The sequence below is a fragment of the Flavobacterium sp. XN-5 genome, from assembly GCF_008033395.2.
GTDB classification, from domain to species: Bacteria; Bacteroidota; Bacteroidia; order Flavobacteriales; family Flavobacteriaceae; genus Flavobacterium; species Flavobacterium hiemivividum.
In genome coordinates this window covers 1107714-1128813 of the sequence record NZ_VOGZ02000001.1, presented here as the reverse complement: position 1 = coordinate 1128813, position 21100 = coordinate 1107714, and the positions used below count along the sequence as shown (strand labels likewise).

General features: G+C 36.1%; 17 protein-coding genes and 1 pseudogene. 7 read left to right on the top strand and 11 right to left on the bottom strand.

Annotated features, from left to right (window positions below; translation table 11 throughout):
• The first annotated feature begins 8 nt into the window (after positions 1-8).
• The 7 genes from FQU23_RS05010 (at position 9) to FQU23_RS04980 (ending at position 9890) form a co-directional block, all read left to right on the top strand.
• On the top strand, positions 9-2144 hold the full coding sequence (locus FQU23_RS05010; protein ID WP_147672854.1) for a beta-galactosidase: 2136 nt from the start codon (positions 9-11) through the stop codon (positions 2142-2144).
• Between the two features lie 26 nt (positions 2145-2170).
• Positions 2171-4468 (top strand): aminotransferase class III-fold pyridoxal phosphate-dependent enzyme, encoded by a 2298-nt coding sequence (locus tag FQU23_RS05005; protein ID WP_147672853.1) that lies wholly within the window; start codon positions 2171-2173, stop codon positions 4466-4468.
• 52 nt (positions 4469-4520) lie between these two features.
• On the top strand, positions 4521-7472 hold the full coding sequence (locus tag FQU23_RS05000; protein WP_147672852.1) for an FAD-binding and (Fe-S)-binding domain-containing protein: 2952 nt from the start codon (positions 4521-4523) through the stop codon (positions 7470-7472).
• An 836-nt stretch (positions 7473-8308) separates the two neighbouring features.
• The gene (locus tag FQU23_RS04995) at positions 8309-9064 is read left to right on the top strand and encodes a hypothetical protein (RefSeq protein ID WP_147672849.1); all 756 of its coding nucleotides are present in this window, start codon (positions 8309-8311) and stop codon (positions 9062-9064) included.
• Between the two features lies 1 nt (position 9065).
• A complete protein-coding gene (locus FQU23_RS04990) occupies positions 9066-9476 on the top strand; it encodes a DUF5675 family protein (protein ID WP_147672848.1) in 411 nt (136 codons plus the stop codon).
• Complete coding sequence (locus tag FQU23_RS04985; protein ID WP_147672847.1) at positions 9473-9733, top strand: hypothetical protein; 261 nt, start codon at positions 9473-9475, stop codon at positions 9731-9733. The genes FQU23_RS04990 and FQU23_RS04985 overlap by 4 nt, the downstream gene beginning before the upstream one ends.
• Complete coding sequence (locus FQU23_RS04980) at positions 9720-9890, top strand: hypothetical protein (RefSeq protein WP_165425726.1); 171 nt, start codon at positions 9720-9722, stop codon at positions 9888-9890. Before FQU23_RS04985 ends, FQU23_RS04980 begins: the two co-directional genes overlap by 14 nt.
• Positions 9891-9990: 100 nt before the next feature.
• Here the strand turns inward: FQU23_RS04980 and FQU23_RS04975 are convergent, their stop codons facing one another.
• The 11 genes and pseudogenes from FQU23_RS04975 to FQU23_RS04925 all read right to left on the bottom strand — a co-directional run bounded on the left by FQU23_RS04975 (position 9991) and on the right by FQU23_RS04925 (position 21097).
• Complete coding sequence (locus tag FQU23_RS04975; protein ID WP_147672846.1) at positions 9991-10836, bottom strand: macro domain-containing protein; 846 nt, start codon at positions 10834-10836, stop codon at positions 9991-9993.
• Positions 10837-10841: 5 nt separating this feature from the next.
• On the bottom strand, positions 10842-11405 hold the full coding sequence (locus tag FQU23_RS04970) for a TIR domain-containing protein (protein WP_209282314.1): 564 nt from the start codon (positions 11403-11405) through the stop codon (positions 10842-10844).
• A gap of 243 nt (positions 11406-11648) precedes the next feature.
• Entirely contained in the window at positions 11649-12068 is a 420-nt protein-coding gene (locus FQU23_RS04965; RefSeq protein ID WP_147672844.1) for a DUF6943 family protein, read from the bottom strand.
• Between the two features lie 1202 nt (positions 12069-13270).
• Positions 13271-14284, bottom strand: coding sequence for an ImmA/IrrE family metallo-endopeptidase (locus FQU23_RS04960; RefSeq protein WP_245181066.1), 1014 nt, complete (start codon positions 14282-14284; stop codon positions 13271-13273).
• A gap of 92 nt (positions 14285-14376) precedes the next feature.
• A complete protein-coding gene (locus tag FQU23_RS04955; protein WP_147672842.1) occupies positions 14377-14709 on the bottom strand; it encodes a type II toxin-antitoxin system RelE/ParE family toxin in 333 nt (110 codons plus the stop codon).
• 336 nt (positions 14710-15045) lie between these two features.
• Positions 15046-15213, bottom strand: a complete 168-nt coding sequence (locus FQU23_RS04950) for a hypothetical protein (RefSeq protein ID WP_165425725.1) — start codon at positions 15211-15213, stop codon at positions 15046-15048.
• Positions 15214-15216: 3 nt separating this feature from the next.
• Positions 15217-15762, bottom strand: coding sequence for a hypothetical protein (locus FQU23_RS04945; protein ID WP_147672841.1), 546 nt, complete (start codon positions 15760-15762; stop codon positions 15217-15219).
• Positions 15763-19056, bottom strand: coding sequence for a type ISP restriction/modification enzyme (locus tag FQU23_RS04940; protein ID WP_147672840.1), 3294 nt, complete (start codon positions 19054-19056; stop codon positions 15763-15765).
• 181 nt (positions 19057-19237) lie between these two features.
• A pseudogene (locus tag FQU23_RS04935) lies at positions 19238-19447 on the bottom strand (ATPase); the annotation flags it as partial.
• Between the two features lie 163 nt (positions 19448-19610).
• Complete coding sequence (locus FQU23_RS04930; RefSeq protein ID WP_147672839.1) at positions 19611-20126, bottom strand: phosphoheptose isomerase; 516 nt, start codon at positions 20124-20126, stop codon at positions 19611-19613.
• Positions 20127-20131: 5 nt separating this feature from the next.
• The gene (locus tag FQU23_RS04925; RefSeq protein WP_147672838.1) at positions 20132-21097 is read right to left on the bottom strand and encodes a glycoside hydrolase family 5 protein; all 966 of its coding nucleotides are present in this window, start codon (positions 21095-21097) and stop codon (positions 20132-20134) included.
• Between the last annotated feature and the right edge of the window lie 3 nt (positions 21098-21100).

The window sequence follows — 21100 nt, the reverse complement described above, 5'->3', positions numbered from 1 at the left end:
ATTAAGAAATGATAACTTATAATTCCTTATTAACTAAGCTCACATTATTAGCTTTGGTAGTATTTACTTGCCATTCGACGCCAATAGTTGCTCAAAATAAAAAAGCAGCTGCAACAGAAAAAAAAGACCCGAAACGATTTTTTGATAAAGCTGATTTAATGCAAATTGGTGTGTATTATTATCCTGAGCAATGGCCAAGAGAACAATGGGATCGCGACTTAAAAAACATAAAAAAGTTAGGTTTTGAATTCACACATTTCGCCGAATTTGCTTGGACATATATGGAGCCTGAAGAAGGCAAATATGATTTTAAATGGCTGGACGAAGCCATGGCAATAGCCGAAAAAGAAGGTTTAAAAGTGATTCTTTGCACACCTACACCTACTCCACCAGCTTGGATGGGAGACAAATACCCTGAAATATATCTAGTTGATTCTAAAGGCAACCGAAGACAACATGGAAATAGAGCAAATATTTCAGTAACCAATGAAAAATACCGTGAATTCACAGCGAAAATAGTAGCTGAATTAGGAAAAAGATACGGTAAAAATAAGAATGTTATAGGTTGGCAAATTGACAACGAGCCTTTGTCTACGGAGGATTTTAGTCCTTCTGCTCGCACAGCATTTCAAATTTGGCTAAAAGCCAAATACGGTACTATTGAAAAATTGAATACGGAATGGGTTGGTAGTTTCTGGAGTACACGTTATTCTAACTTTGAACAAATTGTATTACCTAACACCGAAGTTTATTTTGAAGATAAGTTAAGTCCACATACCATTTTAGATTTCAAGCGATTCACTGCCGATGCTCAAGCTAGTTTCTTAAACGACCAAGCCGAAATATTGAGAAAATATACCGATCCAAAACAATGGATCACGACTAACTTTACTAATGTAACTTACGATTCAGATCCACGAAGAGCTAATAAAATGGACTTTATCACCTATACAATGTATCCAGTAAGTGGTCAAAATAATTTAGGCGGAGCTAATTTTAGAATGGGACATCCTAGTAAAATTCATGAGGCAAACGACTATTACCGCTCCATCAGTGGCGTTACAGGAATTATGGAATTACAACCAGGACAGGTAAACTGGGCAGGTATCAATCCACAATTGCAACCAGGAACTGTTCACATGTGGCTTTCACAAGCCTTTGGAGGCGGTTGCGCTTTTACTTGTACTTATAGATACAGACACCCACTAGGAAGTAGCGAAATGTATCACGAAGGTATTGTAGGTAATGATGGAGTGACACTTTCTACTGGCGGAAAAGAATTTGTACAGTCTATTCAAGATATGAAACTATTGCGTAAGGAGTACAATCCTAAAGCAGTACTTCCGCAAAAAATTGCCAATAGAAAAACAGGTTTTTTATGGAGTCATGAAAATCTTTGGGACTTAGAAAATCACAAACAAACCAAAAATTGGAATACTTGGAGACATAGAAATACGTATTCTTCAGCTATCAAATCTACAGGCGCGCCAGTCGACTTCCTTACAGAGGAAGATAATTTTAATGACTACCCATTTATTGTCGCATCAGCATATCAACTAATTGATCAAAAATTAGTGGATAAATGGACTAAATATGTTGAAAAAGGAGGGAACTTGATTTTAAGTTGTAGAACTGGACAAAAAGATAAAAACGGCCATTTTTTTGAAGCCAACTGGAGCGCGCCAATCGTGCCTTTAATTGGAGCTGATGTTGACTTTTTTGATGTTTTGGTTACAGATATGAAAGGGGATATTAAGACAGATAACAATAACTTTCAATGGAATACGTGGGCAGATGTATTATCTCCTAGAAAAGGAACCGAAGTTTTAGCCACTTATGAAGACCAATTTTATAAAGGCAAAGCTGCCGCAGTTACTAGAAAATTAGGCAAAGGAACAGTAACTTACATTGGCGTAGAAAGTACTGATGGAAATTTAGAGAGACAAATTGTACGCAGCGTATATGAAAGAGCAAATGTGGCCATTGAGAATTTACCAAGTGGTGTTTTTGTCGAATGGAGAGATGGCTTCTATGTAGGAGTTAATTACTCAAACGACCCTGTCGAACTAGCGATTCCACAAGGAAGCAAAATATTGGTTGGACAGAATCCTTTGCAGCCTGCACAAGCTATAATTTGGAAATAAAATTTACGAATACTAAAAATTTACTGATGAATTTTTCAGAAGAAACTATTGAGCAATTAGCCAAAGACCATTATGGCCTAACTACAACCGCAAAATCATTAAATGGTTATGACGAGTTAAATTTTCTTTTATCTACTGATACAAACGAAAAGTATATTCTAAAAATATCAAATGAAGATCATCCTCTTCCGTTTTTAGACGCGCAGGTTAAAATTATTCAGCACTTATCAAAAAGCTCGCTTGCCAATGAATTTCAGCAGTTTTGCATCAACAAGCAGGGCGATGCTTTGACAAAAATTGAAGCTGATTCAAAAATATATTATGTAAGAATACTCAATTTTTTAGAAGGCACTTTTTGGGTAGAAAAAGAAAACAGATCAAAGGAGTTATTTTACAATCTAGGATCCTTTTTAGGAAATATGGATTATGAACTTCGCGACTTTTCTCATCTTGCCATGCACCGTCGCTATACCTGGGATGTAAGTTGTGCTAGCGAGACAAATGATAATTTAAAATACATTTTAGATCACGAAAAAAGAAGAATCGCGGGCTATTTCTTATTGCAATTTGACAGCGAAGTACTGCCTCTAATCCATACTTTGCGTCATGCCTACATACATAACGATGCAAACGATTATAATATCCTAGTTCAAGAAAATCAAATAAGTGGTTTAATTGATTTTGGAGATATGGTTTACACAGTACTTATCAACAACCTAGCGATTGCGTGTACTTATGCGATGCTAGGAGAGAAAGATCCATTGGCTGTTGCGGCATCAATTGTAGAAGGGTATCATAAATCGTATGCACTCACTGAGCAAGAAGTTGATTTATTGTATTATCTTATTGCAGCGAGACTTTGTATTAGTGTGACACAGTCTGCTTACAATGCATCATTAGACAGCAACAACGAACATCATTTTCTTACCGAAAAGCCTGCTTGGGAATTGCTGAACCAACTTATTCGAATTAATCCAATAAAAGCGCAAGATACTTTTAGAAAAGCGTGTGGTTTTAAAGCATTAATCACTGATGAAAACTATACTGATATATTAGAATCTCGTGAGAAAAACATTGGTCGAAATTTAAGTATTGGTTACAAAGACAAATTAAAAATCACCAAAGGCGCACTACAATATCTTTATGATGATAAAGGTCGAACTTTTGTAGATTGTGTCAACAACCCATCACATGTAGGGCATTGTCACCCTGTTGTTGTTAGAAGAATGCAAAAACAAATTGCTAGTTTAAACACAAATACGCGTTACCTTAATGACACCATTATTGAATATGCCGAAAAACTAACCGCTACTTTACCACCTGCCTTAAGTGTTTGCTATTTTGTCAATTCGGGTAGTGAAGCTAATGATTTAGCAATTCGAATGAGTCGTCATTTCACAAAACAAAAAGATATTATCGTACTAGATCATGCGTATCATGGTACCTCAACGGTTGCTATGGAAATGAGCCCGTATAAATTTGACGGTAAAGGCGGTTTTGGGAAAATGCCTTGGATTCATAAAGCAATTAACCCAGACTTGTATCGTGGTCCTTATAAATACGGAGACGGAGAAGCTGGCGAAAAATATGCCGTTGATGTACAACGAATTATTCAAGATTTAAAAAAAGTAGATAAAGCACCTGCGGTATTTATTTGCGAAACGCTTCTAGGTGTTGGAGGCCAAATCCCGCTTCCTAAAAATTATTTAAAAACGGTGTATGAACACGTTAGAGCTGCTGGAGGAATCTGTATTGCTGATGAAGTTCAGGTTGGTTTTGGACGAATTGGCGACCATTTTTGGGGCTTCGAATTGCAAGATGTCGTTCCAGATATTGTTGTTTTAGGAAAACCTATTGGTAATGGACACCCGCTGGCTGCCGTAATTGTAACTAATGAAATTGCAAATGCTTTTAATAACGGCATGGAATACTTCAACACTTTTGGAGGTAATCCGGTTTCTATGACGGCAGGATTAGCGGTGTTAGATGTTCTTCAAGACGAAGAAATGCAACAGCACGCGTTAGAAGTCGGAAACCACCTTTTGAACGGCCTTAGAAAATTAATGGCCAAATATCCTATTATCAGCGATGTTCGTGGACACGGTTTATTCATTGGTGCAGAAATGGTTAAAGACCACCTTACAATGGAACCAGCTGTCGCTGAAATTGACATTGTTGTCGAAAAAATGAAAGAAAAAGGGTTTTTATTAAGTACCGATGGCCCATTGCATAATGTATTAAAAATAAAACCACCAATGCCTTTCAACAAACAAAATGCAGATGAGATGATTGAATTATTAGACATTGCATTAAGCGAGCTTTAACAATCATTTTTCCATTTATAAAATACTAGATTAAGTAATAATTTTATTCTAAATGAAACATAAAAATTCTCTTGCCAAGAGTACTATCAATCTTAAAAGTTTAGAAAATCAATTAGAGGGTAAATTATTTTACGATCATACCATGCGCTTGTTATACGCTACAGATGCGAGCGCCTACAAGGAAATGCCGTTGGCGGTTGCGATTCCAAAAACCAAAGAAGACATTCAGAAAATCATTGATTTTGCTAGAGATAACAAAAGCAGTGTGATTCCGAGAGCAGCAGGAACTTCTCTGGCTGGCCAAGTTGTAGGTAACGGAATAATCGTTGATATTTCGCAAGAATTTACTAAAATACTTTCGGTAGACCCAATAAAAAAAACAGCTTGGGTTGAACCGGGGGTCATCCGTGATGAACTAAACCTTCATTTAAAACCACTTCAGCTATTTTTTGGCCCAGAAACTTCCACTAGCAATCGTTGTATGATTGGCGGAATGGTAGGAAATAACGCTTGTGGAGCTAGATCAGTCGTTTATGGCTCCACACGCGAGCATTTATTAGAAATAAAAGGATTCTTAGCTGATGGTAACGAAGTGACATTTGGCGCTTTATCGAATGCTGAATTTGAAGAAAAATGCAGCGGAATAAATGTCGTAAGCCCATTAGAACAAGAGATATATGTTCAGATAAAAGAGATATTGTCTTCAAATGAAAATAGAATACTATTCGATGATAATTTTCCAAAAAAATCCATTGCAAGACGAAATACAGGCTACGCTTTAGACTTACTGATAGACAGCAAACCTTTTAGTGATACCGAAGAAAAGTTCAATTTCTGTAAACTAATCGCTGGATCAGAAGGAACCTTATTCTTTTCGACAGCTATAAAATTAAATTTAGTTGATGCTTTAAAACCATTTTCTGCACTGGTTTGTGTACATTTTGACAGTATTAACGAAGCGTTGAAAGCCAATTTAGAAGCGTTAAAATTCAGCCCGAACAGCGTCGAATTGATAGACCACTATATTCTAGAATGCACTAAAGAAAACATCGAGCAAAGCAAAAACCGTTTCTTTGTAAAAGACGATCCCAAAGCGATCCTAGCCATCGAATTTCTAAGAGATACGCAAGATGAAATTGATGCCCTTGCCAAAGAAATGGAAGCTTTAATGCGATCTAAAAACCTCGGTTATCATTTCCCTGTCGTCTATGGCGAAGAAACAAATAAAGTATGGAACTTGAGAAAAGCGGGACTTGGCTTATTATCGAATATTCCTGGTGATGCAAAGGCGGTTGCCGTGATCGAAGACACCGCTGTAGATGTTAATGATTTACCCGATTTTATCGAAGAATTTAACTCCATTTTAAAAGAGCGAAATTTAAATTGCGTGCATTATGCTCATGCCGCAACTGGAGAATTGCACCTTCGTCCCATCCTTAATTTAAAAACAGCAGAAGGCACAGCCTTATTTAGAACCATCGCCACTGATATTGCGCATTTAGTAAAAAAATACAAAGGTTCTTTAAGTGGTGAACATGGAGATGGAAGACTTCGTGGAGAATTTATCCCACTAATGCTGGGTGAAGAAATCTATCAGTTATTTTCCCAAATAAAACATACTTGGGATCCTTGGAATGTTTTTAATCCTGGAAAAATTGTAAACACGCCACCAATGGATACTAGTTTAAGGTACTCCCCTGGGCAAATCACAGCCGAAATCGAAACTTATTTCGACTTCTCAGAACAGGACGGTCTTCTTCGTGCTGCCGAAATGTGTAATGGCTCTGGTGATTGCAGAAAAACTGAAAAAAGCGGCGGAACCATGTGTCCAAGTTATATGGCAACTCGCAATGAAAAACATACCACGCGAGCGCGAGCAAACATTTTAAGAGAAACAATTACCAATTCAACTCAAGAAAATAAATTTGACGATGAAGGATTGCTAGATGTCTTAGATTTATGTTTGAGCTGTAAAGGTTGTAAATCGGAATGTCCTTCAAATGTGGATATGGCAAAGCTTAAAGCAGAAACTTTTCAACATTATTATAACAAAAACGGTGTTAAATTCCGTTCGCTACTCATTGGGAACACCCCAAAAATAAACGAACTATTTGCATCGATACCATGGCTATATAATTTATCTACCAAAGGATTTTTGGGAAAGATCATCCAGTCAACCACTGGTTTTACGACAAAAAGAGCATTGCCTTCAATGTCCAAAGTCACTTTTGCAAAATGGATAAAAAAACACAAGCAACAAGGAAACTTCGTTCACGGCAGTATTTATCTGTACAATGATGAGTTTCTGAATTATTATGATGTAGAAATAGGGCAAACCGCTGTTAAACTTCTAAACCGTTTGGGATACCAAGTCATCGTACCAGAAATCGGTATCAGTGGCCGAACTTATTTATCGAAAGGAATGTTAATAAAAGCGCGAGAAATAGCTGAGAAAAATATTGCCGATTTTATCAAAACAATACCTGCTGATAAAGTTTTAATTGGAATAGAACCTTCTGCCATTTTATCATTCAGAGATGAATATCCTGATTTATGCAGAGGAGATTTAAAAGAAAAAGCGAGGGGAATTGCAAAGAGAACCTTTCTTATCGAAGAATTTCTTGCCAAAGAATTAGAGGAAGGACGAATATCGTCTACCAGCTTTACTAATAAAGAAGAACGTGTTCGCATGCATGGACATTGCTTTCAAAAAGCATTATCTTCTTTAGTTCCATTGAAGAAAATCCTTATGTTGCCAAAAAACTATACCGTACTCAACATACCTAGCGGCTGTTGTGGAATGGCCGGTTCTTTTGGCTATGAAAAAGAGCATTATGATATTTCGATGAAGATTGGGGAACTTGTGTTATTTCCATCTATTCGTTCAGAAAAAGAAGCAACTTTAATATCGGCTTCAGGAACCAGTTGCAGACATCAAATAGCTGATGGCACAAATCGAAAAGCAGCCCATCCTGTGAGCATATTGTATAATGCATTAAAATAGTTCAGCTGTTTTAATACGTTGCCAAACTACAAAACTTGTCACACAATATCTATATAACAAAAAATGCTTCCCTTTCAGGAAGCATTTTTATTTTGCAGAGAGGATGGGATTTGTAGAAACTCCCTCATGCCCTATTTTTATTGACTTTAATCAGTGTGTATAATGCAAGTACTCCGAATTGTACCCCTATCAATTTAGTTGGATTTGTATCCTTTTGACATAGCTAAAGTACAAAACTATAGTGTTATATAAAAGTTTTGACGATAGATAATCATACTATTTATTGAACTAGTTACCACTATTTATGCTTTCTTTTAGAACTAAAACTTATTACTATCCGACAATATGAGGCTCAACCTGTTCATACTTTAAACTAGTATATCGGCAGAATTCATCTATGCTCAAGAGCTCGTTTTCAAGCTTGTTAAGATCGGTTCTAATTTTCTGCATCAATCTAATACTTTGACGATAACTCTTTCCTGTTATTCGCTGTATGTCCTTTGGGTAGATACACACTCTCTTTGGTTCGATTTTCATACACTATCTATGCTTTTGATTAGGCTTTGGATAACAGATGATTGCTACCAAACTATGGAATAAAAATAGTGAATATTATTATTTGTTTTTCAGTAACTATTTGTTTCAAATTTGCTCGTTTATTCATGCCAATTGAGTCAATTTCTGCCATCTGTGTAACATACTGCCATATGGCATAGTCACTCCTTTTTTATTTAGTTTAATTGGCCAAAATTTGTCTCCTAGTCAATCGAAAGATGTTGCAACAGGATGATGATTGAAAGAGTAGTAAGTAAAAATTAATCTAAATTTTAGGAATTATGGCAAGACAGAAAGGCATAATTAAATTGAAAGGTACTATCGGAGATATCACCTTTTACAAAACAAAAGACGGCCATTTGGCCAGAGAAAAAGGCGGTATCGATGCCAGCAGAATTAAAAATGATCCCGCATTTCAAAGAACACGTGAGAATGGTTCGGAATTTGGGAGAGCCGGAAAGGCTGGCAAAACAATGCGGACTGCTTTGAGAACGTTGCTTATCAATTCTGCGGATGGCAGAATGGTGAGCCGATTAACACAGGCTATGGTCAAAGTAATCCAAGCGGATGTGACCAATGACAGGGGACTTAGAAATGTAATTGACGGGGAAGCGGAATTGCTTGCCGGTTTTGAATTCAATATCGGAGGAAAACTGGGCACTACCCTATTTGCCCCTTATGTTGGGACTATTGACCGTGTTTCGGGTGATATCACGGTGGACATAGCTCCTTTTTCTCCATTGAATATGATAGCAGCTCCGGGGGGAACCACGCATTTTAAAATCATTTCAGGCGGTGCCGAAATTGATTTTGAAGCAGAAACCTTTGTGGTTGCCAATTCAGAAACGGCTATTCTTCCCTGGGATGCGACTCCAACAGTAGCGATTAATCAAGTGAATTCGGTTACTGCCAATAGTACGAAACCTTTGTTTTTGGCTTTGGGTGTAGAGTTTTATCAAGAAGTAAATGGTAAAATGTATTCATTGAAAAACGGAGCCTACAACCCATTATCATTGGTTCAGGTAAGCGGATTGTAGGATGGTTTTGGTGTTGAATAGAACTTATTTTCCCGAAGGGACACAAGGAACTTTGGAATGGAACGGCACAATAGTTTGTTATACCATCGAATTGCCTTGGTTGCAAAACCAACGGCGTATTTCCTGTGTCCCCGAAGGGGAGTATGTTTTACAGAAGCGGTTTAGTCCAAAATTCAAATGGCACTTGCATTTGAAAAATGTTCCAGGACGAGATTTGATCTTAATCCATCCTGCCAATGACGCCAAAAAAGAATTATTGGGTTGTATTGCTCCTGTATCAAAACACACCGGAATTGGAAAGGGAAGTTCGTCCCGAAAAGCACTGGAAAAATTGAAAGTTTTGGTTTATGATGCTTTAAATCGCAACGAAGAAATTAAAATAAGTATCCAATCTAAAAAAGTAGAAACATGAATTTAGCTGAAAGAGTAAAGGCACCAACGCCAAAGTTTTTTAGGGTGTTGAGAAGTATTGGATTGGTTTTGCTGGCCATCAGCGGAAGTGTTATTGCAGCACCAGTGGCTTTGCCAGTTGCGATTGTTACTGCCGCAGGATATGTTGCTGTAGCGGGTGGAGTTATTTCGGCGGTAAGCCAAATCACTGTTAATCCTACTCCTGAACAAACTCAGGATATGGAGAACCTCAACAAAGCACGTGATGGAAACCAATAATAACCTTCCGATTGGAACCGCATCAGGAACTTTGTTGAGTATTGTACCCAACATCCTTTCTGAAGATATTATAAAAACAATTATCTTAGCGGTTGTGGGAGCAACTGTAAGTTTTACGGTTTCGCTCCTTTTAAAGTGGTTAACAAAAAATAAATAATCCGGTTTTGATTGGTAACCTTTTCCGGATTATGTATAAAAGCCAAGTCGTAAGACCTGGCTTTTTTTATTTAACATTGTCGTATCTATGTTAGGTGCAGTTATTTTAGTACGTGAACCAAATGATCCTTTATATCATAAAGATTCATTCCGAAATTTTGAGCATCCTCGGGTCGAACAGCGATAATCAATTTACTTGAAAATTTATGTTGTAAAGATGCTTTTGCAAATGATTCTGCAATTAAAGCAATCATCTTCTTTCTAGAAATTTTTACCCGTCCTCTACCAGTACCTATAACAGGTACAATCAGTTCTTGAAGCTGACCACTCTTTCGTACATAATCCCATAATCCGTTTAATGAATCTTCTATTTCTGAGAGAGTTGACGAAGCATTTCCACCTTCTCCAAGGGTGGACATAGCTGTGAAATAAAAAGTTTTTCCATGAGTATGAATTGGAATTGTAGTTCCAATCGGGTAAGGAGTTGTAGTGTTTAAAGCTCCAAGTTTTTCTTGTAAATTTTTAATTAATTCTATCTGATTTCCCGTAAAATACTTTGCAGTAAATTGACCTTGCAGGCTATCAACCGCTATTTTTCCGCCTGCAACATCAGCTTCAAATTGAGTATTTGTACTTATCATAGTCGCACCGCTGAGAGTAAATAAATCAGCAATACGAACATCAATTGAAAAGTCATACTCTGGAAACGAAACTGAAATTGATTTAATAGGTCTTTTTAATAGAATCGAAAATATTATTGAAAGGACCATGAAGATGAAGAAAGCGTACGAACCATATTGATCTCGAGTATACACTTTAAAAAAATCTAACGTTTCTGCAATAAGCCACATAGTACCAAAAATGGCGAATATAGATTTTAGTCCCTCGAATGAAAAAATGTAACGCCAATAGGCCGTGCTCAATATTGAGTTAAGAATGTATTTCATTTAGTTTAGCATTTGTAGAAATAATGTCCAGCCTTACATTTTGTGTCAAGCATGAAATCAGGATCATTAAGAGCTGCTTTTATAAGATCTTTTTTATTCGGTATGTGTATGATTGGAACGGCCTTCATTGAATCTCTAAATATTGGTAAGTTGTCCCATAAGTCAGTTATTTTTTTATTTATAACGTTCAGGTTGCAATTAATTATATCACTCTTTTCAGTGAAATCTGGATAAACAACTATGATAGGCAATTGCTGCGAGTTTATAGCATAGTCAATTTCTTCTCTTATAGCACCAGAACTTTTGGTTAATGAACTTAAAAATAGAATAACATTTTTTGAGTTCCTTATTCGTTCTCGAATTCGCGGTTTTAATGTTGTCTCCCAGTCACTGCTATCTCTTACGCTGTAAGTTGTATCATGAGCATTTTTAAAAGGAAAAGATGAATCATTTCCTTTCCAAGCCCTTAGCATATTGTAATATACAAAGTCTTTTGTTGCGTGTGCTCCAAGGCTACACTCGTCAAATGGCTCACTTACATAGAACGCTGCGTAATTTTTGTCTCTCATGGTTATTGGTTTTGGTTATTATATAATTGCACCTATCCAGATACGTAAAGATCGGTATGATACCAATTTGTTTTTGCTAATTTAAAAAAAATTAAGATGAACAGAATTTATTTTAACCCTAATTCTTACTAATTAGTACTTAATATCAGTGAATAATATTAAAAATAAATAATCTGGATTTGATCAATAACTTTTCCGGATGAAAATTAATAGCCAAGTCGCAAGACCTGGCTATTGAATGGGTTATCTTAACTGATTTTGGAGCAATGCCCATTTGAGTTTTTCAATCTGTTCAATTGTTTTTGCATACTTATATTGATATGCTTCCAGTTGCTGGATTCTGCTGACAAACTCCTGGTGCTTTTGATATTGCTTATAGGCTTTGAGGACCTCATCACGAAAGCAGCTTTTAAAAGTGGTAATCCTGATAAATGGAATTACGGAACCTATTTGAAATTGATGCCAAAAATTGGATTTCCAAAGGAAATAGGCGATCCAATACAGAATTTCGGTTTCTTCTTCGGTTTTTACTGTGATCAAAAAGCAATTTGGACAGCTTTCTTTCAAGGGCTTGCCTGCGTTTTTTCCTTTGCTTAAAATAAAAAAGTGCGGCTGTGTGATTACTCTTTGAGGCTGGTGCGTCAATACGTTGTGGAAAGTCATAATTGTGGATTTAAAATTATGCTTTCGCTTTTCAAGCTTCGCCTATATATTTTAAAAGAAAAAAAAGAAAGTAATCTCTCTGGTGGAGGTTTCAAAAGAAGTCAAGTTTTTTTGATAAAATACAACCCGAATGGGTGGAGATTTTATCAAAAACCCAGAGGGCCTGAACTTTACTTTTTGAAACCGGAACTTACCTTTACTTTCTTTTTTTTATTTTTTTTTTAGCAGGATGTTCTTGATTTCCTTTTTCGGTGAATTTCTTCTGAAATCGGCAATAAACACCCCCAAGCACCGCAGAAAATAATGATGGCAGCGATAGCGAAAATTATTATTTTTCGAGGAGCGCAGTGGCGGGGTTGCGGCAATCGAACTGCCACCATAGACGCGGGAGTACAGCGGAGGCACGAAGCGAAACGAAGCGGGTATGAGCGTGAAACGGCGGGGTAACTAAAAATTAGCCCCTTTTTCGGGGCGTTCCTTATTCAAGTGCAAAGTGATAACGGAGCAAACCCCGATGGCTGTGCGAAGGAGCAACCGCTGAAACAACCAGGGGTGACAGACATAATACTGCTGAATGTAATGGAGCGGAGCCTGCGGAGAGAAATGGAATGAAGCTGTATTGTGGATGTAATAGCCCCGCCGAACGCAGGAAGAGAGCGTGAGAAGATGAGGGCGAGGAAGCGTAGTGGCAGCCTGCCCTTTTTCAGGGCTGGCCGACGCTATGCTGACGAGTGGACTGTGGAATGGAGGAACGAGGCTTTTTCTGCCGACGACCGACTGGAACAGCCGAACGGAACAAAGCGAACGACCGGAGAGAGACCGCTGGATTGCTCGTGATTTTGAATGGAAATGGTGTTGTGGAAACGGGAATTGCGCAAGGGATGGAAGCGGCATCCTGCACGCCTAAAGATTAGATTTTTGAATACCTAAAACGGGGTAAGGCGTGGAGATACAGCGGACAGCCCGACCCAGAGGGATGCGCCCATAACAAAATTGTTATACTGAACTAAAGAAGGATGCCTGATGATTTGAATAAAAAAACTCCGAAGTCATGAGACTTTGGAGAGCTGAATAGACTAAATGAATCGATACTCTTTTGGAATGGAAAAAAGTTTATTAACTTGAATAAAGTTCAAAGAATAGTAGTTTGTAATGCTTTAGTTGCTTGATTTTAAGTGTTATATCCTTTTTAACTATTGCCCTTATTCCACACAAAAGTTAATAGGATGAAACAAATTATTACCTAAACCAAAAGGGACTAATCCTAAATGCTGTAATCTTCCAATAATAATAGCAGGATGTGTTTGGAATTTTTTAGCATATTTAATAACATCAGTTTCTGTTAGTGTGTGATTAGTTGTAATTTCTTTCTCTTGTTCTTTACTCAAAAGCAAATCAGCAGAAAAAGCATCTGCTTCCTTTTCATAAATTTGATTTTCTCCATCATATTCGATATTCTCGATTGAAATGTATTTTTTGCCATGAAGCAAAATATGCCCAATCTCATGGAAAAAAGTAAACCAAAATATATCATTTCTTTTATAACGTCCACTTAATTGTATCAAAGGAACATCATTTAACCATCTTGTAGAGCCATGAATTGGCGCTTTAGGTAAACAAGGTGTATGTACAACTTTAACACCTGCATAACTACATAAATCTTGTATTTGGGTAAAAAAGTCCGCAGGTTGTGAAACCATTATAGCTTTTAACTTTGGTAAAATTTCGGTTAATTTCTTTTTATTAAATTCTGGGATGTTCAAAACATCAGCTTGAATTTCTCCCTGTCTTAACCATGCTGCTATTGCTCCTGCATTTTCATTTTCTTTAAGTGAAATTCTGAAATTCACTAATAGTTTTTGATTATGGTAAAAATCATAATATCCTTTAGTATTAGAAACTTCAAAATACTCAAATAAATTTATAACCTTTTCTTCTTTTTTAAGAGTTCTTTTGACCCAACCTAATGAAGCCATTTTAGCATAAGGAAAAGTTTTAGACCATTCAATACCTTCTTCTATTGTTTTTTGGTATTCAACTCTAGCTAAATATTCATCGTAAGCTCTTTGTCTATTAATCCAAAAATGGGATGGAATTTTTAATACTTGTTCAAATAAAATCCCCATTTCGGGAGTGATACCACTTTTTCCATTCAAAACATCTGAAATTGTTTTTTCAGGTTTTCCAGTTCTTACTGCAAATTCTTTTGCTCCCATTTGTTTTTCAGCTAAAATTTCGGCTAAAGTAGTACCGGGATGAGAAACTGTTTGAGGGTAATATTGGGTAATTGTTGCCATTTGTTTTTTTGTTAGTGATAATCTTCAATTTCAATTATTTCAACTCCTTTTATCTCTATCCAGAGATATTGACCATCTCCATTGGTAGGGATAGGGTCTTCGTGAGGTTCAAAAATTAATCTATAAGGATGGACTAAATTACAAGCCCATTGTCCTTTTCTGTTCCCAACTAATTCATGGTAATTGCCAGGTAAATGTCTAACATCTTCTAAGGTTTGTGCTGCTGTTAAATCATCAAGACGCTGTTTGTATAAATCAGCTTCTCGTTTGCCAAGTTTTTTTTCTGCTAATCGATCATCGTTAGCATACTTTCTTAATTTGTTATCATCAAACGTAATTTTCATGCAAAGATATTTATTTTAATTAACAGATAGTGTTAATTAAAATTATTTTTTTGTTAATACTGAACTCACTATAACAAATATCAAACTACTATTTCCTCCCAAAACACTACCCTTTTTGAACAACGCAAGCACTCTTTTAGGAACCTAGCTCGATTACCAATGATAGACTATCAAGTTTTATTTTAAAAGCTTTAGGTGTCATTGTTATATCATTTTTACCTACAAGATCAAAAAAAGACCTTGCAGGAAATACATCATCTAGACATGATAGACACAACAACTAAATTCTTAATCATTTCTCGCCTCGCCACAATTTTAATTAACCTATATAAAATTCTACTTTTTGTTTTTAGACTTATTTTCAGATTCTTCTTTAGGGGGTTTAAGTGAAAATTGCGGTGTAGGGTTCACTCTGCCAGCCATAACTTTATGCCCTAAATTTTCGATTTTGTCTAATTTTTCAATTGTGTCTTTTAAGATATTCAATGTTTTTTTATCTATCATCTTTTATTTTTTCGGATTATTGGTTGGTCTGTTTTGTGGAGGTGTTGGAATTGTCCTGCCTTTTTCTTCAGTAGAGGGCCTTGGTTGTGTTGATGGTCTTGGTGTTTGTTTGTCGCTCATGTTGAATAAATTTATAGTTACAAATGTCAAAATGAATATTACTCCAATTATTAAACTCCATATAGAAGTTTTATTCAATCGATTAATTATTCTATTTCGTTTCTTAATATTTTTAAAAATATCATCATACTTTTCTTCATCGATTTCCTGAATTGTTAAGTCCGAATCTTGAATTGATTTATAATGTGAATAAAGATTTGAAAGTAAAGTTGCAACTAGCAAAATCAGTCCTAATACATAAAAGCTTTTAAAAGTTGTATTATCAACAGTAATTATTTTTTCTAGAAAAGTTAATGACAATACAATTCCTCCTGAAGCTAACAAATTGATGTATTTTTCAAAATCGTCTTGACTTTTACTTTTGTTTTCAGAAACTGCATTGCGATAATCTATCCAACCTTGTTCAAATTTATCTTTTGATTTTCCCATCTAAACCTCAATTTTGTCAATCTCCTTCATAATTCGATCTGTTTCAAATAAAGCCACAATCATTTTTTGATAGTGCAAAATATCCTCATAACTCAATTCTCTTTCTTTACGATCTTTGAGCCATTTTTGAGCGGGTTGATAGCCTCCAATGTAGAAATTCCATGCTGTTTCAGGGACATTATCGAAATATTGGGTGTTGTTGATGTACACCCGACCTAATTTATGTTCCTGACACAAGGAAGCCTCAGATTCTGAATGTTGGATTTGCTTGTGTGATTCCTCCTTTGTCGGAATGACAAATTTGGGTTTGCCCACAATATTATCGCCATCTTCGGGATATTGGGTAATATACTTTTCGACAACGCTGCTTTCTAGTAAATGAATTTCTCGTAATTCTCCTCCTAGTTTTACCAGTTGCCAAAAGGTTTCTACATCAGTTGGATAAGGAACACGAGGGAAATCAATTTTTAAAAACTCCTTGTATGTTGAACGATAAGTTGGCGAGTGCAAAACCGCATAGATATAATCTAACAAATCTATTGGAGCAAAACTTTGTTTGAACTCTGTTCGAACTTCATTACTATTAGCAAAACAAACATTGCCCTCGGTTTCTTTTTCGTTCACAAAAGACAATCCCAAGCCTGCTGCAATTTGCTTTACAATTTCTGCGTTGAGGTTTGGCGTTCTTTCGTTGGTTTCTAATAGGTTTTGTTGGGAATTGGTTTCGGGGTAGAGGTAGAGAGGAAATAGATTTACTCCTCCTCTTCTAAACATATTTGCGTCAACTGGATTTTTTGAAACAGTAGTTAGACACCATTCAATATCGCCAACAGCCATGCCTTGTCTGCCAATTCCTAATATTGTGTTTTCTTTGTTTAATACATTTTGAATTAATTCTTTTCTCGGATAGTCCATCATTACAGAACTAAAATAACAAGGTCTATTATCAAATGGTCTATATCCACACTTTATAACTTTTTTTTCCCAATTATTATCGTGTTGGATTTCGTTTCGTGCTTTTGACAACTTCCAATCCCTATTATCGCTAATGGAATGTTTTTGATATAATTCCTCGTTTGTTATATCAGAGTTTCTCATCTCTATAGCTCGCTTTCTAACAATATCCATGTTAAAATCAATAGCAAAACTATCCCTATGGGTTTGAAAGCCCATAACATTTACTTTGAATAATTCAACTGGATTTATGCCTTTGCTATACTCATGTTTTAAAGTTTCATCAACTTTTTTGAAAAGATAGTCGTTTTTAGATGGTGTGAAATTAGAAAAATCAATTGTCTTGATGGAGTTCTTCGTTAAAAAATCATATTTCAAATCTCGTTTGCCAAATAGATCATAATGAAAAACTTCTGATAATTCTTCTTCTTTTTTCTTTCCAGTTTTTATCAATAAATTAATAGAAACACCCTGCATAATATCAAAAACATTCTGGTCAACGGAACCATCTGGAGCAGTTTCTTTTTTCTTGCTATTTCCGTGTAAATCGATGGTGTAAATTTTATCGTAAGTTTTTAATAAGTTCCAACGCATTCCTCGGAAAGTTGGATTGTCTAAAAATCCGTGGGGATTAATAAAAGCTAAAACACCACTACCGTTTTTATCAATAAAATGCTGTCCGAAACGCATAAATTTCACGTAATCATCATTGATGAATTTAGAATTTTGCTCTTTTAATTTAACTTTTCCTCCTGGTTCTTTTTTGTAGTCATCCATTAAGCTCGTAATCCATTCGCCTTTATTGGCACTTTCGCCACTATAAGGCGGATTTCCAATAACTACCATTACAGGTGCATCTCGTTTTATGGCGTTGGCTTGGTCAGCTTCGTCCGATAGCCACGAACTAAAAAGGGTTTGAGTATCAGGATGTGCTTCTTCTAACGAATTAGTTAGAAAAATGCGGAAACGTTGATCATCGGTTGGTTTATATCCTGTTTCGGTTAATAACATATCCATTTTAAGGTGCGCCATGGCATAAGACGCCATCAATAGCTCAAAGCCATTCAATCGAGGAATCAAATCATTGGTTACATATTTGCTCCAAATGCCTTGCTGTCCTTTAAATTTTTGGTGTATGTGTCTGACTACTTCAGCCAAAAAAGTTCCAGTTCCTGTAGCCGGGTCTAGAATTTGCACTTTGTGCACTTCAATTTCGGTTTCTACTTCTTTAATCTTTGCGTTTTTACCTAAAGTTTGGGTAACAGCTTTTTTCTTTATTCTTATTTTAGAGGTATCGGCTAAGCCCTGAGGTAAGTTAAACTCGGTTTTCAAAATATCATCAACGGCACGAACTATAAAATTTACCACGGGTTGTGGCGTGTACCAAACTCCACGGGCTTTGCGAAGCGCGGGATTGTATTCGCCCAAAAAGGTTTCGTAAAAATGCACTACGGGATCTTCCTGTTTGGTGCTTTTACCAAAGTTTTTCATAATCTTCGATACATCAGTCGCAAGAAAAATGCCTACTAACTCATCTACTATCCACACCAAACGGTTGTCCAAATCATAGCCTGCAATATCATGAAATAATTTTCGCAAAAAAGGGTTTGATTTTGGGATTAACTCTGCGGCTTCCATACGGGAAAAAGTAGGTAATGTAGGGTCATGATAACGCGCTGCAAACATTCCGTAGGCTATAGTTTGTGCATAAATATCCGAAAATGCTTTGTTATCAATATCGTGAATCAGCATTTGCTGGAACGATAGCATTTGAGATTTTAGCTGGGTACGTTTATTTTCGACATCATCATGGTTCAATGATTTTTCGATAACATCAGCCATCAATCGTGCTTTCCCCGCCATCATTTGTGCCAACTTTGTTGGAGATTTGATAGTTTGCGAAATAACTTGGACAAAATTTTGTATCAAGTTTGTGAAGGCTGTAAAATTTTCTTCTACAGGAACAATACTTCCATTTTCTATCTTGGCAATGGCAATTTTCGTGATAAGTTCGCCTTCTTTGTAAAAATGAAAATCCATATAATCTGTAAAAATCAGATTAGACAAACCTGATTTATAACGGTCAAATTGTTCTTTTAAAGTTTTACTGGCCAAGTCTACCCCTATGTCTTTGGCTTCAATATATCCCAACGGAATGTCTTTGCGGGTCAATACATAGTCAGGCGCACCACATTCTACTCGGGCAGGTTCATTGGTTACCAAAACATCAGGTAAAATCGCCATGATGAGGTTTTGTAAGTCCCCACGATACGAATGTTCACGAGCATTTCCTGTTTGAAACAAGGTATTTATTTTGGTAATGTATTGTTGAATTGTCATTTGGTAACACTTTATTTTTAAGACTCTAAAAATAAGTAATTTCATCTAGTTTAGATGAAATTGTTATTAACAATAGAATACCTATTTTCTTTTATCTATCGTTTTTGTATCAAATGTTGTCAAATTGAACATTTACTCATTCTCTTTATTTGAATTTTGGAAAACGTGAATCTTTAACCTCTTACCGTTTGTCGGTAGTCTCAGAAGAAAATGTAATAAGGTTAAACATTTGTCTCAATCTTGACCGCACTCTGTTCCCATAGGCTTTTTCGATTTCGGAAGCCGAGAGGTTTGTAGTGATGTGCGTTACAGTACCATTTTCAATGAATTGTTCGTAACGGGTGATTAGGATTTCAGCCATTACATTACAGTCGTTACCGAAGTGTTTGATTATATTGTATAGCATCTAGGATAAAAAACAAAAAACCTCGAAAATACTAGGATTTTCGAGGTTTTGATACCTTTTAGATTTTTAAACAACAGAGATAAATTCTCCTGTAAAATATTTTATTTATGTAGTTTTATTAAACTAGAAACAGAGCACCTTACTTAAGCTAGCGTCCGAAATCATCTTGTAAACGGACAATGTCTTCTTCGTCAGAAGGATTTCCGGGCTCTGTATGTTGCCATATCTCGGCTACTATTCCCCATGAATTCAGTCCTATTAAGCGATGGCGTTCTCCTTTGTTCATTTGGACAAAAGTACCGGGTTTAAATTCCTGAATATCTCCTTCTTCGTCAGTTAAACTAGTTTTTATTCCAACTACTCCCGAAAGTATTTTCCATATTTCAGCTCGACGATAGTGAAACTGCCATGAGAGACGTTTTTGGGGAGCGACAACCAAAATTTTAGGACTTAGCTTCTCTGTAATTCTAATTGTATCCATATCAAGGTGCGGGAAAAATTTAGCCGCAAAAGCAGCAGCCTGACCTTCGTCAATTACAAAAAAACCACCCCAAGGACGAGTTTCATCGTGGTTAACAATGGTAAATTTTTCCTTTTTTAAAGCTGCTGAAATTTCTTCAAAAACAGCACTTTTTTCTAATTCATTTGGTATGTTAAGATCCATTTTTATTAATTATTAGTATTATAATGTCGCAAATATTCCCTCACTTTTAATCCAGATTCTTTCAAGTCACTTTCTTTCCACTTACCCTGTGATTTTGCAGATTTTTTAAGAATGGAACAGGTTTCGTCTTTATCAGAAATGGACCAAGTAATCCAACTTATTTTACGGTCTTCCATCCAATCTATATATTCCTGCCAAGCGATAAAATTTAACGGGCCATCGCCTGTAGCTTCCATACCTGCAGATTCTGAAACAAAAATCGGTAAGCCGCTTTTTATCGCTTCATCTGTTCTATCTCGCAACCACTTTTGGTGAGTAGCTGCATAAAAATGCATGGTATACATCAAATTGTTATATCCTATTATTGGATCTTTAGCAGGTAGATGAACATCTTGATCCCAACTTGGACTTCCAACCAAAATAATATTATTAGGGTCATTTGATCGTATTACTTTGATTACTTCTTCGGAATAAGCCTTCACTTCTTGCCATGACTCATAGTCTGGTTCGTTGAATATTTCATAAATAACATTTGGGTATTTTCCGTATTTTTTTGACATTTCATGAAAGAAAGCCTTAGACTCCTCCAAATTAATGTTATGGCTATGCCAATCAATTATCACATAGATATCCGACTTTATTGCTCCTTTTATCACTGCCTCAATTCTTTCTTTTGAGAATTCTGGTTTTTTCATATAAGAACTCTCACCCGCTTCAACTCCTAAAGCAGCACGTACTACGGTACATTTAAAATCTTTTTTTAACCAGCGTACCGCTCTTTTGTTATAAAATCTTGGCCACATGCTATGCCAACCAAAGCTCATTCCTCTAAGTACAATAGCTTCATTATTTTTATCAACAAGTTGTGTTCCTACCACTTTTAACTGTCCATGCTTTTTCACAAACTGTGCATTAGTGCTATTAAAACAAATCAATAACAATACTACTATAATTTTATTAATACTATTCATCTT

What these genes read in the sequence shown, in the direction of transcription:
- FQU23_RS04955 (WP_147672842.1), bottom strand. Translation starts at nt 14,709, where the DNA reads ATGAAAATTACGTTTGATGATAACAAATTAAGAAAGTATGCTAACGAT.
- FQU23_RS04930 (WP_147672839.1), bottom strand. Translation starts at nt 20,126, where the DNA reads ATGGATCTTAACATACCAAATGAATTAGAAAAAAGTGCTGTTTTTGAA.
- FQU23_RS05000 (WP_147672852.1), top strand. Translation starts at nt 4,521, where the DNA reads ATGAAACATAAAAATTCTCTTGCCAAGAGTACTATCAATCTTAAAAGT.
- FQU23_RS04975 (WP_147672846.1), bottom strand. Translation starts at nt 10,836, where the DNA reads ATGAAATACATTCTTAACTCAATATTGAGCACGGCCTATTGGCGTTAC.
- FQU23_RS04995 (WP_147672849.1), top strand. Translation starts at nt 8,309, where the DNA reads ATGGCAAGACAGAAAGGCATAATTAAATTGAAAGGTACTATCGGAGAT.
- FQU23_RS05005 (WP_147672853.1), top strand. Translation starts at nt 2,171, where the DNA reads ATGAATTTTTCAGAAGAAACTATTGAGCAATTAGCCAAAGACCATTAT.
- FQU23_RS04940 (WP_147672840.1), bottom strand. Translation starts at nt 19,056, where the DNA reads ATGACAATTCAACAATACATTACCAAAATAAATACCTTGTTTCAAACA.
- FQU23_RS04925 (WP_147672838.1), bottom strand. Translation starts at nt 21,097, where the DNA reads ATGAATAGTATTAATAAAATTATAGTAGTATTGTTATTGATTTGTTTT.
- FQU23_RS04960 (WP_245181066.1), bottom strand. Translation starts at nt 14,284, where the DNA reads ATGGGAGCAAAAGAATTTGCAGTAAGAACTGGAAAACCTGAAAAAACA.
- FQU23_RS04970 (WP_209282314.1), bottom strand. Translation starts at nt 11,405, where the DNA reads ATGAGAGACAAAAATTACGCAGCGTTCTATGTAAGTGAGCCATTTGAC.
- FQU23_RS04985 (WP_147672847.1), top strand. Translation starts at nt 9,473, where the DNA reads ATGAATTTAGCTGAAAGAGTAAAGGCACCAACGCCAAAGTTTTTTAGG.
- FQU23_RS04980 (WP_165425726.1), top strand. Translation starts at nt 9,720, where the DNA reads ATGGAAACCAATAATAACCTTCCGATTGGAACCGCATCAGGAACTTTG.
- FQU23_RS05010 (WP_147672854.1), top strand. Translation starts at nt 9, where the DNA reads ATGATAACTTATAATTCCTTATTAACTAAGCTCACATTATTAGCTTTG.
- FQU23_RS04965 (WP_147672844.1), bottom strand. Translation starts at nt 12,068, where the DNA reads ATGACTTTCCACAACGTATTGACGCACCAGCCTCAAAGAGTAATCACA.
- FQU23_RS04945 (WP_147672841.1), bottom strand. Translation starts at nt 15,762, where the DNA reads ATGGGAAAATCAAAAGATAAATTTGAACAAGGTTGGATAGATTATCGC.
- FQU23_RS04990 (WP_147672848.1), top strand. Translation starts at nt 9,066, where the DNA reads ATGGTTTTGGTGTTGAATAGAACTTATTTTCCCGAAGGGACACAAGGA.
- FQU23_RS04950 (WP_165425725.1), bottom strand. Translation starts at nt 15,213, where the DNA reads ATGATAGATAAAAAAACATTGAATATCTTAAAAGACACAATTGAAAAA.